The 16,211-nt window shown below is 70.3% G+C and carries 12 protein-coding genes; 10 read left to right on the forward strand and 2 right to left on the reverse strand.

Going from position 1 to position 16,211, the window contains the following annotated elements; all coding sequences use genetic code 11:
* Window positions 1–237 precede the first annotated feature (237 nt).
* Complete coding sequence (gene oxlT / locus MOX02_RS18395; RefSeq protein ID WP_147027252.1) at window positions 238–1,521, reverse strand: oxalate/formate MFS antiporter; 1,284 nt, start codon at window positions 1,519–1,521, stop codon at window positions 238–240.
* Window positions 1,522–2,342: 821 nt separating this feature from the next.
* Between oxlT and MOX02_RS18400 the strand changes: the two genes are divergently transcribed.
* From MOX02_RS18400 to MOX02_RS18420, 5 genes are all read left to right on the forward strand, one after another.
* Window positions 2,343–3,035, forward strand: coding sequence for a GntR family transcriptional regulator (locus tag MOX02_RS18400; RefSeq protein ID WP_147027253.1), 693 nt, complete (start codon window positions 2,343–2,345; stop codon window positions 3,033–3,035).
* Between the two features lie 269 nt (window positions 3,036–3,304).
* A complete protein-coding gene (locus MOX02_RS18405; protein ID WP_147027254.1) occupies window positions 3,305–3,613 on the forward strand; it encodes a hypothetical protein in 309 nt (102 codons plus the stop codon).
* Window positions 3,614–4,143: 530 nt separating this feature from the next.
* Complete coding sequence (locus tag MOX02_RS18410) at window positions 4,144–5,862, forward strand: NAD(P)H-dependent oxidoreductase subunit E (RefSeq protein WP_147027255.1); 1,719 nt, start codon at window positions 4,144–4,146, stop codon at window positions 5,860–5,862.
* A gap of 115 nt (window positions 5,863–5,977) precedes the next feature.
* The gene (fdhF, locus tag MOX02_RS18415) at window positions 5,978–8,950 is read left to right on the forward strand and encodes a formate dehydrogenase subunit alpha (protein ID WP_373866763.1); all 2,973 of its coding nucleotides are present in this window, start codon (window positions 5,978–5,980) and stop codon (window positions 8,948–8,950) included.
* 74 nt (window positions 8,951–9,024) lie between these two features.
* Window positions 9,025–9,363 carry a HigA family addiction module antitoxin gene (locus tag MOX02_RS18420; protein ID WP_147027256.1) on the forward strand — a complete coding sequence of 113 codons (339 nt, stop codon included), beginning with the start codon at window positions 9,025–9,027 and terminating at the stop codon, window positions 9,361–9,363.
* Window positions 9,364–9,369: 6 nt separating this feature from the next.
* Here the strand turns inward: MOX02_RS18420 and MOX02_RS18425 are convergent, their stop codons facing one another.
* Window positions 9,370–9,711: a hypothetical protein gene (locus MOX02_RS18425; protein WP_147027257.1), complete on the reverse strand. Its 342-nt coding sequence runs from the start codon at window positions 9,709–9,711 to the stop codon at window positions 9,370–9,372.
* A 209-nt stretch (window positions 9,712–9,920) separates the two neighbouring features.
* Here MOX02_RS18425 and MOX02_RS18430 point away from each other — a divergent pair, with 209 nt between their 5' ends.
* The 5 genes from MOX02_RS18430 to MOX02_RS18445 all read left to right on the forward strand — a co-directional run bounded on the left by MOX02_RS18430 (window position 9,921) and on the right by MOX02_RS18445 (window position 16,192).
* Window positions 9,921–10,988 (forward strand): HD-GYP domain-containing protein, encoded by a 1,068-nt coding sequence (locus MOX02_RS18430; RefSeq protein ID WP_147027258.1) that lies wholly within the window; start codon window positions 9,921–9,923, stop codon window positions 10,986–10,988.
* Between the two features lie 78 nt (window positions 10,989–11,066).
* Window positions 11,067–11,201: a hypothetical protein gene (locus tag MOX02_RS32685; RefSeq protein WP_280525333.1), complete on the forward strand. Its 135-nt coding sequence runs from the start codon at window positions 11,067–11,069 to the stop codon at window positions 11,199–11,201.
* A gap of 262 nt (window positions 11,202–11,463) precedes the next feature.
* Window positions 11,464–11,709, forward strand: a complete 246-nt coding sequence (locus MOX02_RS18435; RefSeq protein WP_147027259.1) for a hypothetical protein — start codon at window positions 11,464–11,466, stop codon at window positions 11,707–11,709.
* Window positions 11,710–12,085: 376 nt separating this feature from the next.
* Window positions 12,086–14,056: an acyl CoA:acetate/3-ketoacid CoA transferase gene (locus MOX02_RS18440; RefSeq protein ID WP_147027260.1), complete on the forward strand. Its 1,971-nt coding sequence runs from the start codon at window positions 12,086–12,088 to the stop codon at window positions 14,054–14,056.
* Window positions 14,057–14,173: 117 nt separating this feature from the next.
* Window positions 14,174–16,192: an elongation factor G gene (locus MOX02_RS18445; protein ID WP_147027261.1), complete on the forward strand. Its 2,019-nt coding sequence runs from the start codon at window positions 14,174–14,176 to the stop codon at window positions 16,190–16,192.
* Window positions 16,193–16,211: the final 19 nt, after the last annotated feature.

The raw sequence follows: 16,211 nt of genomic DNA on the forward strand, positions 1-16,211 counted from the left end.
CCGGCTCTCGTCCGGGACCCCGCGGGGTCCCGGGCCTAGACCGAACGCGAAGGGGCGCCCGTCCGGATCCGGACGGGCGCCGCTCTCTTTTTTGGCGGTCCCGCGACCGGGAGCGGCCCGCATCCCGGAGTGCACCCCGAACGGAAAAAGGCCCCGGCACGCTCGGGTGCCGGGGCCTCTCGGTTGATCGGGTTTTCCTAGCGAGGAAACGGCGGGCCGCCCCCTCCCCTGCCGGGGTCAGCGGGCCGGAGCGGTCGCCGGAGGCATCGTGGCCGGATCCTTCCTCACGTAGGCCTGGCGCATCGGCTTGAGCACGAACACCGCCATCAGCGCCGCCAGGATGTTGAGCGCCGCAGCGGCCAGGAACACCGCCTTCCAGTCGCCGGTCATCGTGGTGATGACGCTGGTGTAGGGCACGATCAGCGCCGCCGTGCCCTTGGCGGTGTAGAGGAGGCCCGCGTTCGTGGCGGCGTACTTCGAGCCGAAGGTGTCGCCGCAGGTCGCCGGGAACAGCGAGTAGATCTCGCCCCAGGCGAAGAACACGAGGCCCGTGAGGATCACGAAGGCGATCGGGTCGTGGCCGAACACGCTCAGCGCGTAGATGCCCACGCCCTCGATGCCGAAGGACAGGAACATCGTGTTCTCACGGCCGATATGGTCCGAGACCCAGCCGAAGAACGGGCGCGTCACGCCGTTCAGCACGCGGTCGAGCGTCGCCGCGAAGGTGAGCGCCGGCAGCGTGATGCCGAGCAGCGAGACCGGGGTGTCGGCGATGTGGAAGTCCTTCGCGATCGGGCCGAGCTGCGCCGTCGCCATCAGGCCACCCGCGGCCATCATCACGAACATCGCGTACATCACCCAGAAGATCGGGGTGCGCACCATCTCGCCCGGGGTGAAGTCGCGCTTGCTCTGGCTGACGCGCGCCACCTCCGGCACGTCACCCTTCTTCGGGGCGACGAGGAACAGGGCGAGCAGCATCACGATGACGCCCTGGCCGATGCCGAAGTAGAAGAAGGCCGCCTCGTAGCCGGACGACTTGATCATGGCCTGGATCGGCACGACCGTCAGGGCCGAGCCCGCGCCGAAGCCCATCGCGGTGATGCCGGCGGCGAGGCCGCGGCGATCCGGGAACCACTTCAGCGAGTTGCCGACGCAGGTGCCGTAGACCGCGCCCGCGCCCGTGCCGCCGATCGCGGCCGCGATGTAGAGCGTGGTGAGCGACTCGGCGTAGGAGTTCATCACCCAGGCGATGCCGCAGAGCAGGCCGCCGAACAGCGTGACGATGCGCGGGCCGTACTTATCGACGAACCATCCCTCGACGGGGACGAGCCAGGTTTCGGTGACGACGAAGAGCGTGAAGGCGATCTGGATCGCGGCGCGATCCCAGCCGTGGCGCTCCTGCATCGGGTTCACGAAGAAGGTCCAGCCGTACTGCATGTTCGCGATCATGCACATGCAGACGACGCCGAAGGCCAGTTGCAGCCATCGGTTCACGCGTACCCCGTCTTGGGTCGTAGTCATTGGCGTTTCTCCTGATCGGTCGAATTTTGTGGAATTCTTGTTTTTTGTTTTTTGGTCTCGGTCTTCACGTCGCCCTCGGAGCGATGCGCCGCGGGCAGGCAGGCGCGATGCCGCCGGGACCTGCCGTCTTCGGCGTGTCCAAGGTCGACGGTATACCAGGGATTATTGTGGGCGGATGAACGTGCGCCTGTCAATCGCAGGGTACCGGACCGTGTATCACCGGGCCGGTCAGGCCGTCATCCCGCGGAGCGGATTTTTCGCGATGTCGAGGGATGTGTCTGCGAACGCGAGCGTTTTCGAGACCGAGGCTGCCGCGAAGGCGCTTCACCGCCTGCAACCTTCAGGTGAAATGCGGCGCCGCGCGGATTCTCGGCATCGCTGCTGCCGGATCGGCCCGCAGCGGGCCCGCTCCACAGGAATTCGTGCGCCGTCCGCGGGGAGCCGGAACAGATTTCGACGCCCTCCGCGTCGGTGAATCTCAAATCTCCGGAGGGGATCCGCGCCGGTCCACGACATAGGCGGCCGGATCGTCCATGCGCGAGACCGCCATCTGCGCTGCAGGGGTATGAATTGACAGGCGTTATCTGGTATACCAGAGTCCAGCTAGATTGTGGGCTGGGTTTTCGATCGCGCGCGACGGGTTCGCGAAGCCCGCTCGGCCCGTCGAACCTCGCGCCGGCCGGACCCGAGAACACTAGGCGGTGTTCAGGCTTTGCAGTAGGTCTCCGCGCGCGGGAAGTCTGCGTGCACGGGAAGTCTCTGCGCGCGGGAAGAACACGGCCGGGGCGCGGCGCGGAGCCGGAGAACGTTTGGGTGCGGTTATGGTAAAGAGCGACCAGTTCAACATCACGCCGATCGTCGCGAGCTCGAGCCTGCGGACGCTGGCCTACGAGGCGCTGAAGGCCGCCATCACCAACATGGACATCTACGGCCGCGCCGAAGAAGTCCGGCTCGACGAGCGCAAGCTCTCGCAGGATCTCGGCGTCAGCCGCACGCCCGTGCGCGAGGCCCTGACCGTGCTGGAGCAGGAGGGCTTCGTGCGCTCCGAGGCGCGCCGCGGCGTCTTCGTCATCAAGAAGACGAAGAAGGAGATCGTCGGCATGATCCACGCCTGGGCGGCGCTGGAGAGCATGGCCGCGCGGCTCGCCTGCGAGCGCGCCACGGACGCGCAGCTCAAGTCGCTCCGCGAGATCTTCCCCGAATTCTACGAGGGCAGGCCCTCCGAGCACATCGACGAGTACTCGGACGCCAACATCCGCTTCCACCAGAAGATCATCTCCCTCGGCCAGTGCGAGGTGATCGAGGACCTGTCGAGCAACCTCCTGATGCACGTGCGCGGCATCCGCAACACGGCCCTGCGCCAGGGCGACCGCGCCGAGAAGTCGATCAAGGAGCACGTGCAGATCATCAAGGCGCTGGAGGCCCGCCAGGCGGAACACGCCGAGAACCTCGTGCGCGAGCACGGTCTCGGCCTCGCCGCGCACGTCAACACCTACGGCGATTACCTGGAGTGAGCGGAAATTTCCCGCCGGAATCGTGGGGCCGGATGCGATATATCGCAGCTTCAGGCTGGTATCTGGTATACATCAATGCTACGTAGCCTGCGTCCTTCCTGAGACATGGGACTACCTTCAAGCGCGCTCTCGGCAGGGAGCGCGTTTTTCTTTGGCGCGGCCGGGGACCGTCCGGACGGCGCTGCCGGCCTCCAGCGAACGGGCAACGGAAGCCTCGATCCCGGCGTTGAGCGCAGCGGGCGCAGGCCGCCCGGCGCAGGAGAGGCACCATGAGCGGTCATTCCGGGACATCCGCGCGAGACCTGGCCGACGCCGTCGCCGCGGCCTACGCCGAGGAGACGCGCCCGCCGCTCACGCCCGAGCTGACGGAGCGGGTTCGCGCCGCGATCCTGCCGGAGGCCGACCCCGAGGATCCGGGCAGCATCGAGCGCATCAACCGGGTTCTCGACGCGTTCGAGGTCTCGCTCGAGGCCGTGGCGGGGCCCCGCCTCGTCGGCATCGATCCCGCGACCGGCGCCGTCTCGATGTCGAATCGCTCGGAGGCCGGCCGGCCGCTGCGCTCGTTCGGGGGCCAGTGAGCACCGGGAGCCCGTGTCCGGGAGCGCTGCGGGCAGGCCCTTCTTCATCGCAGGCGGCCATGCGTGGCGAAGGGGTCAGGCATGCCTTGCCCGCGCGCCGTCGCGGCCTCACGCCTCGTCGGAGGCGGTGCGCCGCCTCCCGTCGGGTCCGGCACTAAAATTCTGAGCCGCCGAAATCCTAGTTTCGAGCCGTTCGAAAGCCTGATTTTTCAGCGCATTCGCGGCCGAGCACCCAGTTCATGCATCATTGTGCCGAACGCATCGCGGCGCAAAAGGAAATATTTCAAGCGGAAAGGATTGATGAACGATCGCCGCGACGGCCGGATGGATAGCCCGCGCGGAGGCGGGCGTAAGTCTTGGAAACTTCTCCCCTTCAGAATCGCATGCTATGCCCCTCGCGGCATTGTTGCCGGGGATGCGGCCGAAGGACCAGCTCGGCTGGTGCCGAGACGTACCAAGACTCGCTTTGACGCAGTGCAGCGCCGAGTGGCTACCCTTGTATTTTGTATGCCAGAGGCTAGAGTGGCGGGATGAACCAGCACGATAACTCCCGCGTACAGCGGTTCGACCACCCCGGGCGCGGACGCGAGCGCGCGAGGCCGGTTCCGAAGGGCCGTCAGGTCGACCCGACTGCCAAGGTCGAGATCGAGGCCCTGCTCGGCGACCGCTCGCGCCAGCGCGACCTGCTGATCGAGCACCTGCACCTGATCCAGGACACCTACGGCCAGATCAGCGCGGCCCACCTCGCGGCACTCGCCGACGAGATGAGGCTCGCCTTCGCCGAGGTGTTCGAGACCGCGACCTTCTACGCGCATTTCGACGTCCTGCGCGACGGCGACGCGGACCTGCCGGCGCTCACCGTGCGCGTGTGCGACAGCATCACCTGCGCAATGCACGGCGCCGAGGATCTGCTCGCAGCCCTCCAGACCGAGCTCGGCCCCGGCGTGCGCGTGCTGCGTGCCCCTTGCGTCGGCCTGTGCGACCACGCTCCCGCGGTCGAGGTCGGCCACAACTTCCTGCACCGGGCGGACGTGGCGAGCGTGAAGGCGGCGGTGGAGGCGGGCGACACCCACGCCCACATCCCGGCCTACGTCGACTACGACGCCTACGTGGCGGGCGGCGGCTACAAGACCCTGGGGCGCCTGCGCTCGGGCGATCTCAGCGTCGACGACGTGCTCAAGGTCCTCGACGACGGCGCCCTGCGCGGGCTCGGCGGCGCGGGCTTCCCCACCGGCCGCAAGTGGCGCTCCGTGCGCGGCGAGCCGGGCCCCCGCCTGATGGCGATCAACGGCGACGAGGGCGAGCCTGGCACCTTCAAGGACCAGCTCTACCTCAACACCGACCCGCACCGCTTCCTCGAGGGCACGCTGATCGGCGCCCACGTGGTCGAGGCCGATGACGTCTACCTCTACATCCGCGACGAGTACCCGATCGCCCGCGAGATCCTGGCCCGCGAGATCGCGAAGCTCCCGGCGGGCGGCCCGCGCCTCCACCTGCGCCGCGGTGCCGGCGCCTACATCTGCGGCGAGGAATCCTCGCTGATCGAGTCGCTGGAGGGCAAGCGCGGCCTGCCCCGCCACAAGCCCCCCTTCCCGTTCCAGGTCGGCCTGTTCGGCCGCCCGACGCTGATCAACAACGTCGAGACGGTGTTCTGGGTGCGCGACCTCATCGAGCGCGGGGCCGAATGGTGGAAGAGCCACGGCCGCAACGGCTCGGCGGGCCTGCGCTCCTACTCGGTCTCGGGCCGGGTCCGGGAGCCGGGCGTGAAGCTGGCGCCCGCCGGCCTCACCGTGCAGGAGCTGATCGACGAGCATTGCGGCGGCATGGCCGACGGCCACAGCTTCGCGGCCTACCTGCCGGGCGGCGCCTCGGGCGGCATCCTGCCGGCCTCGATGGGCGACATCCCGCTCGATTTCGGCAAGCTCGAGAAGTACGGCTGCTTCATCGGCTCGGCCGCCGTCGTCATCCTCTCGGACAAGGACGACGTGCAGGGCGCCGCCCTCAACCTGATGCGGTTCTTCGAGGACGAGTCCTGCGGCCAGTGCACGCCCTGCCGGGCGGGCACGCAGAAGGCCCGCATGCTGATGGAGAACGGCATCTGGGACACCGAGCTCCTCGGCGAGCTGTCGCAGTGCATGCGCGACGCCTCGATCTGCGGTCTCGGCCAGGCGGCCTCGAATCCGCTGACCAGCGTCATTAAGTTCTTCCCCGACCTGTTCCCCACCCCGCGCCCGATGGCGGCGGAGTAGGCGGGACCCCGGCCGGGCACGCAAGAAACCAGGCCGCCGCAGCGGGCGGCCCCACGAGAACGAACCGCCGGACCTTAGCCCCGCGGGGCCGGCCAGCGGGCGGGAGCGGAACCTGATGAGCAGCGGCACCCAGAACAGCAACCCGAGCGGCAGCGATCCTCTCGCCACGGGTCCGTCCGGCCCGCAGGACGCGGGCGGCAAGGCCGGCGGCGCGAACCCGGAGGCCGGCGGCGCCTACTCGCAGGGCGCGAAGTCCGGCGGCCAGCAGGGGCCGGTCGCCAGCGGCACCCTCGGCCTCAAGAACATCCCGGCCGGCATCCCCGGCGTGGTGTTCGAGTTCGACGGGGAGCAGATCGAGGCGCGCCCCGGCGAGACGATCTGGCAGGTGGCCCAGCGCCTCGGCACCCACATCCCGCACCTCTGCCACAAGCCGGAGCCCGGCTACCGGCCGGACGGCAATTGCCGCGCCTGCATGGTCGAGATCGAGGGCGAGCGCGTGCTCGCCGCCTCGTGCAAGCGCGTGCCGGGCGTCGGCATGAAGGTGAAGTCCCAGAGCGACCGGGCCGTGAAGGCCCGCGCCATGGTGATGGAGCTCCTCGTCGCCGACCAGCCGGCCCGCGAGACCTCGCACGACCCGGACTCGCATTTCTGGCACCAGGCCGACCACGTCGAGATCGCCGAGAGCCGCTTCCCGGCCAGCGAGCGCTGGGCGCCCGACGTCAGCCATCCGGCCATGAGCGTCAACCTCGACGCCTGCATCCAGTGCAACCTGTGCGTGCGCGCCTGCCGCGAGGTGCAGGTCAACGACGTGATCGGCATGGCCTACCGCTCCGCCGACACCAAGGTCGTGTTCGACTTCGACGACCCGATGGGCCAGTCGACCTGCGTCGCCTGCGGCGAGTGCGTCCAGGCCTGCCCGACCGGCGCCCTGATGCCCTCGGCCTACCTCGACGAGAGCCAGACCCGCACGGTCTATCCCGACCGCGAGGTGAACTCGCTCTGCCCCTATTGCGGCGTCGGCTGCCAGGTCTCCTACAAGGTCAAGGACGACAAGATCGTCTACGCCGAGGGGCGGGACGGCCCGGCCAACCAGAACCGGCTCTGCGTCAAGGGCCGCTTCGGCTTCGACTACGTGCACCACCCCCACCGCCTGACGAAGCCCCTGATCCGCCTCGACGGCGTGGCCAAGGACGCCAACGATCAGGTCGATCCCGCCAACCCCTGGACGCACTTCCGCGAGGCGACCTGGGAGGAGGCGCTGGAGCGCGCGGCCGGCGGCCTCAAGGCCATCCGCGACCGGAACGGCCCGAAGGCGCTGGCGGGCTTCGGCTCGGCCAAGGGCTCGAACGAGGAGGCCTACCTCTTCCAGAAGCTCGTGCGCCTCGGCTTCGGCTCGAACAACGTCGACCACTGCACGCGCCTGTGCCACGCCTCGTCCGTGGCCGCGCTGATGGAGGGCCTGAACTCGGGCGCGGTCACCGCCCCGTTCTCGGCCGCCCTCGACGCCGAGGTCATCGTCATCATCGGCGCCAACCCGACCGTGAACCACCCGGTCGCCGCGACCTTCATCAAGAACGCGGTCAAGGAGCGGGGCGCCAAGCTCATCATCATGGACCCGCGCCGGCAGGCCCTGTCGCGCCACGCCCACAAGCACCTCGCCTTCAAGCCGGGCTCGGACGTGGCGATGCTGAACGCGATGCTCAACGTCATCGTGGAGGAGGGCCTCTACGACGAGCAGTACATCGCCGGCTACACGGAGAACTTCGACGCGCTGAAGGAGCGCATCCACGAGTTCACGCCGGAGAAGATGGCCCCGGTCTGCGGCATCGACGCCGAGACCCTGCGGGAGACCGCGCGCCTCTACGCCCGCTCGCGCGCCTCGATCATCTTCTGGGGCATGGGCGTCAGCCAGCACGTCCACGGCACGGACAACGCTCGCTGCCTGATCGCGCTCGCCCTGACGACCGGCCAGATCGGGCGGCCGGGCACCGGCCTGCACCCCCTGCGCGGCCAGAACAACGTGCAGGGCGCCTCCGACGCCGGCCTGATCCCGATGGTCTACCCGGACTACCAGTCCGTGGAGAAGGCCGCGGTCCGCGAGCTGTTCGAGAACTTCTGGGGCCAGTCGCTCGACCGCAAGGCGGGGCTCACCGTCGTCGAGATCATGCGAGCGATCCACGCGGGCGAGATCCGCGGCATGTACGTCGAGGGCGAGAACCCGGCCATGTCGGACCCGGACCTCAACCACGCCCGGCACGCGCTCGCCATGCTCGACCACCTCGTGGTGCAGGACCTGTTCCTGACCGAGACGGCCTTCCACGCCGACGTGGTGCTGCCGGCCTCGGCCTTCGCCGAGAAGGCGGGCAGCTTCACCAACACCGACCGGCGCGTGCAGATCGCCCGCCCGGTGGTGCCGCCGCCCGGCGACGCGCGCCAGGACTGGTGGATCATCCAGGAGGTCGCCAACCGGATGGGCCTGTCCTGGACCTACAAGGGCCCGGCGGACGTGTTCAACGAGATGGCGCAGGTGATGCCCTCGCTGAACAACATCACCTGGGAGCGCCTGGAGCGCGAGGGTGCGGTGACGTACCCGGTCGACGCGCCCGACAAGCCCGGCAACGAGATCATCTTCTACGCCGGCTTCCCGACCGAGAGCGGCCGGGCCAAGATCGTGCCCGCCAACATCGTGCCGCCGGACGAGGTGCCCGACACCGAGTTCCCGATGGTGCTCTCGACGGGCCGCGTGCTGGAGCACTGGCACACGGGCTCGATGACCCGCCGCGCGGGCGTCCTCGACGCCCTGGAGCCCGAGGCGGTGGCCTTCATGGCGCCGCGCGAATTGCACAAGCACGGGCTCAGCCCCGGCGACACGATGCGCCTCGAGACCCGGCGCGGCGCCGTGCACGTGAAGGTGCGCTCCGACCGGGACGTGCCGGACGGGTTCATCTTCATGCCGTTCTGCTACGCGGAGGCCGCAGCCAACCTCCTGACGAACCCGGCGCTGGACCCGATGGGCAAGATCCCGGAGTTCAAGTTCTGCGCCGCCCGGATCGGGCCGCCCGTTCCGGTGCAGATCGCGGCGGAGTGAGACGACAGCCCCGCGGACCGAGAGGTCCGCGGGGTTTTTCTTCTGGCCTGCACGGTCTTCGGATACGACGCGGCATGAGCCTTGAAGCAGGTGGTGACGCGATGCTGCCGCTGGAAGATGCCGGCCCCATGCATCCCGGCGAGGTGCTGCGGGAAGAGTTCATGGCTCCGCTGGGCCTGACCGCCTACGCGGTCGCGAAGGCCTGCCGTGTGCCGCGCACCCGCATCGAGCGCATCGCCCGGGAGGAGATGGGCATCACCGCCGACACGGCCCTGCGGCTCGGCCGCTACTTCGCCGTGGATCCGCAGATCTGGATCAACCTTCAGGGCCGCTACGACATCCTGACGGCGCGTGAGGCGATCGGGTCCGAGATCGAGGCGATCGAACCGCTCGCGCAGCCCCAGGCGGCCTGAGGCGCCCTACTCGCCCGCCTCGTCGCGGCTCAGCCGCAGGTGGAAACCGTCCTGCACGGAGGCCGGGAGCGCCGGGGTGCCGCCGAGGCGCAGGCCGTAATCCGGCGGCTCCGGCAGGCGCGCCAGTGCGGGCGCCATGGCATAGGCGACGTAGGTCGTCAGGCAGGCGCTCGCCGCGATCTGCAGGCCGACGAGCCTCAGGAGCCAGCGGCCGGCGCCCGGATGCGGAGCGCCCTCGGCGCCGGGCCTCGGGAGCGGGGTCCGGGCCGGGACGGCCGGGGCGGAGCGGGCGGCGGGGAACACGAAGGCGTCCCCGGCGAGATCGACGGTCAAGGGCAGTTCGCTCATGCCCCGAAGGTTCTCCGATCTTCGCTAACGGTGCCTGAATCGCGCGGGCCGGGCCGCGCCCCGAAATGCGCCGCCCAAGGGCGGGCGAGGCCGGGACGGGGACGCGAAGGGCAAGAAATCCCTTACACTTCTTCGTGTATGGTCAGCGGATCCTTTACCCTCGGAAGGCGCGCCGACATCCTGCCGGGCCCGTGCCGGAACCGCCACGCATGCTGCAGGATGCCTTCGTTCTGATCGTGAGCGGCAGACCCGCGCAGGCCGCGAGCCTCGCCCGCGGGATCGAGCGCGTCGTGTCCTGCACCTGCATCGGGCTCGACGCGCCCCTCCCGCCTCGGCGCCCGCTCGCCCTCGTCGTCGACCTCCCGATGCCGGGCGCCCTGCCGGAGGGGGCTGCCGCCCTCGCCGCGCGCCTGCGCGAGCGGCCGGTCCCCACCCTCGTCCTGACCGGCACGTCGCGGGAGGCGGCGGAGAGCTTCGGGGCGCAGGCGGTCCTGCCCGCCGCGACCCCGCGGGAGACCGTGCTCGCCCGGATCCTCGAGATGGTCGAGGAGGCGGCCCGCGTCGCCAGGGCCCGGACCGAGCGCCTGGACCGGCGGGCCGAGGCCGCGACCGGCATCGTCACCGACCTGTTCTTCCGCGCCTCGGCCGACCGGCGCCTGCGCGACGCGGAGGCCGACCGCGGCACCGAGACCGTGCTGGCTGCCGTGTCGGAGGTCGGGATCCGCGACTGGCTCGACGTGGTCTGGCGGCACGACGCGCAGGTCTACCAGCACACGCTCAGCGTCGCCGGATACGCGGCGGCGTTCGGGGCGGAGATCGGCCTCGGCGGCGCGGACCACCACCGGCTCGCCAAGGCGGCGCTCCTGCACGACATCGGCAAGTCCCGCATCCCGGCCGCGATCCTGAACAAGCCGAACCGCCTGACGGCGGAGGAGACCGCGCTGATGCGCGGCCACGCCGCCCTCGGCGCCGAGTTGCTGCAGGCCCAGGGCGACGTCGAGCCGGCCATCATCGACGTGGTGCGCCACCACCACGAGAAGCTCGACGGCAGCGGCTACCCCGACGGCCTCGCCGGAGTGCAGATCTCCGACCTCGTGCGCATGGTGACGATCTGCGACATCTTCTCGGCGCTGACCGAGCGCCGGGCCTACCGGGCGCCGCTCTCCGTCACCGAGGCCGTGCGCATCATGACCGCGATGCGCGGCGCGCTCGACCGGACCCTGATGAACGCCTTCGCCCCCGTCATCGCCCGCACCGCCTGCCCGGACTGGGCCTGAGCGCGCCCATCCCGGCGTGATCCTTCCCCGGCCTCGCGCGTTGGCCTGCACCTGTCGCAGAGCCTGAAGGAGCGCCGCATGACTGCCAACGACCCCACGCACCGCCAGGGCCAGAGCGTCGACACCGTCGACCAGCTCAGCAGCCTCACCCTCCTCGGCATCGCGCTCGCCGGCGCGGGCGTCGCGGTCGGGATCTTCGCCGTCATCTCCTGAGCGCCGCGCTGAGGTGCCGACGAAAGGAGCCCGCCGCGGCCTCACGGCCGGGCGGGCTCAAGTACGATCAGGATCCTATGAAGGACTATGGATTGAACGCGCGAGCGCGCGCGCCTAATCCCCCGCTCCCGAGATTCCCGCGAAACGTCCCGGACGGCCGAGTTCGCCCGCGCCCCTCAAATGATCTGGACAGGCCGGGAACGCCTGCCGCATCCTCCGCCCCAACACGGCCGACGGGAGCGGCCCTCGCGAGGTGCGGGACATGCGCGGTTACTGGCTCTGCGACACCCATCAGGGCGCGTTCCGGATCGAGATGATCCGCCTGGCCGGCCGCGACCGCTTCGTCGTGTTCTTCGAGAACGAGGCGCTCGGAGCCTCCGACACCGCCGAGGACGCCCTGTCCCGCCTCGTCCGGGGCGGCACCCACAAGCCCTCCTGCGGTCTCGACATCTCGCGCATGCCCCTCCCGACTGCCCTGTCCGGCTGGACCTTCGCGTCCGTCCCGTGAAACCCCCGCGGACGCTGGAATATCGAATGCAGAATACTGCCCCGGTTTCCCGCACCGACAAGTTTCGTTGAACCGGGAGCCAAAAATACTTCGATTGCCAGGGCGCCGCTTCCAATTATCTTGATGGCGGCGACCGTCGACCCGGCCCCGGGCACGCCAGAACGCCCCGGTGCCAGTTGCTCCGGCCTGCACGCGCAGCGCCGGTCCCCGCGCGGTTCGCTCGGCGCAACGGGGGGCTGACAAGCACTTGGGCTCGCCAGCACTTGGGCTCGCCAGCACTTGGGCTCGCCAGCACTTGGGCTCGCCAGAAGCCCCGCCGAACGCCCAGGCCGGAGCCTCCCGCTCAGCGGAGGCCAGGGAAGGAAACGGAACGCCGATGAAGAAGAACAAGGTCATCACGGCGGACGAGGCCATCGCGCTGATCCGCAACGGCGACGTCGTGACGACGACGGGCTTCGTGCAGAGCTGCATCCCGGAGGCGCTGCACGCGGCGCTGGAGAAGCGCTTCGTCGAGACGAACGGCCCGCGCGACCTCACCCTGATCATGACCGCGGGCGCGGGCGACAGCAAAGGGCTCGGCACCGGGAGGCTCCACCACGACGGGCTGCTGCGCCGGGTCATCGCCGCGAATTTCGGGCGGATGCCCAAGGTCGCCCAGGCGGCGCAGGAGAACCGCATCCTCGGCTACAACCTGCCGCAAGGGGTGATCTCGCAGCTCTACCGGGCCTGCGCAGCGGGCCAGCCGGGCCTGTTCTCGAAGGTGGGGCTCAAGACCTACGTCGACCCCCGCCACGGGGGCGGGCGCGTCAACACGGTGACGACGGACGACATCGTCAAGCTCGTCGAGGTCGACGGCGAGGAGTGGCTCTTCTACACGGCCACCAAGATCGACGTGGCCTTCATCCGCGGCACCTCGGCCGACCCGTCGGGCAACATCTGCATGGCCAAGGAGGCGCTCACCCTCGACAACCTCGCCCAGGCCATGGCCGCCCGCAACAACGGCGGCATCGTGATCGCGCAGGTCGAGCGCATCGTGGAGCAGGGCTCGATCAAGCCCAAGGACGTGCGCGTGCCCGGCATGCTGGTCGACTGCGTGGTGGTGGCCGAGCCCGAGATGCACCGCATGAACTACGGCGTGATGCACGACGCCGCGCTCGCCGGCGAGATCCGGGTGCCGGTGACGGGCATCAAGCGGATGGCGCTCACCGAGCGCAAGATCATCGCGCGCCGCGCGGCCTTCGAATTGCCGCCGAACGGCGTGGTCAACCTCGGCGTCGGCGCGCCGGAGGGCATCTCCTCGGTCGCCGCCGAGGAGAAGGTCACCCCCTACATCACGCTGACCACGGAGGCCGGGGCGGTCGGCGGCGTGCTGGCGAGCGGGTCGAGCTTCGGCGCGGCGACCAACGCCGACTGCATCATCGACCAGAACCAGATGTTCGACTTCTACGACGGCGGCGGCCTCGACATGACCTGCCTCGGCATGGCCGAGTGCGACGGCGAGGGCAACGTCAACACGAGCCGCTTCGGCGGGCGCCTCAACGGCTGCGGCGGCTTCATCAACATCTCGCAGAACGCCCGCAAGGTGGTCTTCGCCGGCACCTTCACCAACGGCGGCCTCGTGACCCAGGTGGAGGACGGCAAGCTCCGGATCGTGCAGGAGGGCCGCTCGCGCAAGTTCGTGGAGCGGGTGGAGCAGAACACGTTCAGCGGTCCCTTCGCGCAGGAGCGCAGCCAGCCCGTCCTCTACGTGACGGAGCGCTGCGTCTTCCACCTGACCAAGCGGGGGCTGGAGCTGATCGAGGTCGCGCCCGGGATCGACATCGGGCGGGACATCCTCTCGCACATGAGCTTCACGCCAATCATCGAGAACCCGATCCCGATGGACCGGCGCATCTTCCGCGACGAGCCGATGGAGCTCCTCGCCGACCTGCTGAACCTGAACCTCAGCGAGCGCGTGAGCTACGACGCCTCGCGCAACCTGCTCTTCGTCAACCTGGAGGGCTGGCAGGTGCGCTCGAAGGGCGACATCGACGCCCTGCGGCAGGTGCTGGAGACCGCCTGCCTGAAGGCCGGGCAGCGGGTCAACTCGGTGGTCAACCACGACGGTTTCCGCATCAGCGAGAACCTCTACGACGACTACGCCGAGATGATCGACTACATGCAGAAGTACCACTACCTGACCTCGACCCGCTACGCGACGAGCGCCTTCCTGCGCCTCAAGATGCAGGAGGCCCTGAGCAAGCGCGGGCTCGCCCCGCACATCTTCGAGCGCAAGGAGGACGCCCACGCCTTCCTGAAGGCCGAGGGCGTGACCCCGGGCAGCGGCGAGATCGCCTCGGCGGCCTGAGGCGGGCCGGTCGGGCCGGGGTGACAGCCGGCCCGATCTGCATTTTTCTTCCGGAGTCCCGCCTTTCCGCGGGATCGTTCGGCGCTATGATGCCGTCCTGAACAGGGGAGGCGTCGCATGGCAGCCCAACCTCGGTGCATCGCTCTCGTCGGGCCGGCGCAGAGCGGGAAGACGGCGCTGCTCGAGGCGCTGATGGAGCGCACGGGCTCGGGCGAGCGGCCGGCGCGCTCCGGCGACGGCAACGGCGAGTCCCGCCCTCACGGCATGAGCGTCGAGCCGAGCGTCGCCACGCTCAATTTCCTCGGCGACCCCTTCACCTTCGTCGACTGCCCCGGCTCGATCGAGTTCGTGCACGGGATGCAGGCGGTGCTGCCGGCCTGCGACGCGGCGGTGGTGGTCTGCGAGGCCGACGAGCGCAAGCTCCCGGCACTCGAGTACGTGCTGCGCACCCTGGAGGCGCAGGGCGTGCCGCGGATCCTGTTCGTCAACAAGATCGACGCGGCGACCCAGAGCCCGCGCGAGACCCTCGGCCTGCTGCAGGCAGCCTCCGCGAGCCCCCTTCTCCTGCGCCAGATCCCGATCTGGCAGGACGGGGCGGCCACGGGCTTCATCGACCTCGCCCTGGAGCGGGCCTTCGTCTACCGCAACCACGCGCCGAGCGCGGTGATCGCGCTGCCGGAGGGCGAGCTGCCGCAGGAGAAGGAGGACCGTTTCACGCTGCTGGAGCGCCTCGCCGACCACGACGACGTGCTGATGGAGCAGCTCATCTCCGAGATCGAGCCGGACCGCGAGCGCATCTTCGGGGATCTCGCCCGCGAGCTCCGGGAGGGGCTGGCGGTCTCCGTGCTGATCGGTTCCGCCGCCCGCGGCAACGGCGTCGGGCGCCTCCTCAAGGCGCTGCGCCACGAGGCGCCCGCCCTCGCCGAGACCCGGGCCCGGCTCGGGATCCCGGCGGACGGGCCCGCCCTCGCGCAGGTGATCCAGACCCGCCACACGGGCTTCGGCGGCAAGCTCTCGATCGGCCGCGTGCTGCGGGGCGCCTTCCAGGAGGGCGACGCGGTGACCGCCTCCGACGGCACGGGCGCGCGCATCGCGGGCCTCGTCTCCCTCGGCGGCGGGCAGGCCGGGCGGATCGCCTCCGCCACCGAGGGCGAGACCGTGGGCTTCGGCCGGCTCGAGGGGCTCGGCACCCGCGCGACCTTCGCGGCGGGCGCCGCGGCCCCGCCGGAGATCGCCGCCCCGCCGCCGCCCGCCCCCGTCTACGCCGCCGCCCTGCGCGTGCGCGACCGCAAGGACGACGTGCGGCTCACGAGCGCGCTCGCCAAGATCACCGACGAGGACCCGGGCCTCTGCGTCGAGCAGGACGCGGACCTCGAGGAGATCCGCCTCCTCGGCCAGGGCGAGATGCACCTGCGCGTCGCCCTGGAGCGGCTCTCCGCGCGCTTCGGCGTGGCGGTCGACAAGGACCGGCCGAAGGTCGGCTACCGGGAGACGATCCGCTCCGCCGCCGCCGGCCGCGGCCGGCACAAGAAGCAGACCGGCGGCCACGGCCAGTTCGCCGACGTGCAGATCGCGGTGCGCCCCCTGCCCCGCGGCGAGGGCTTCCTGTTCGAGGACGAGGTGGTCGGGGGCGCAGTGCCCCGGGCCTACATTCCCTCGGTCGAGGCGGGCGCGCGCGCCCATCTGCGCCGCGGCCCCCTCGGCTTTCCCGTGATCGATCTCTGCGTGACCCTGACCGACGGGGCTTCCCACGCGGTCGACTCGTCGGACGCGGCCTTCCAGGCGGCGGCCCGCCTCGCCCTCGACGACGCGCTGCCGAAGGCCGACCCCGTCCTCCTGGAGCCGATCCTCGCCGTCGAGATCGCGACGCCCTCGGCCTACACGGCCAAGGCCACGGGCGCGGTGACGGGCCGGCGCGGCCAGATCCTCGGCTTCGACGCGCGCCCCGGCTGGCCGGGCTGGGACCTGCTCCAGGCGCAGATCCCGGAGGCGGAGATCTGGGACCTGATCATCGAGCTGCGCTCGGTGACGGCGGGCGTCGGCAGCTTCACCGCCCGCTTCGACCACCGGGCCGAGCTGACCGGCCGCCCGGCCGACCTCGTCCTGGCGAACGGCCTCGCCCGCCGCGCGGGATAGCGCGCGTCCACCTCTCCCG

Source organism: Methylobacterium oxalidis (assembly GCF_007992195.1).
Taxonomy (GTDB): domain Bacteria; phylum Pseudomonadota; class Alphaproteobacteria; order Rhizobiales; family Beijerinckiaceae; genus Methylobacterium; species Methylobacterium oxalidis.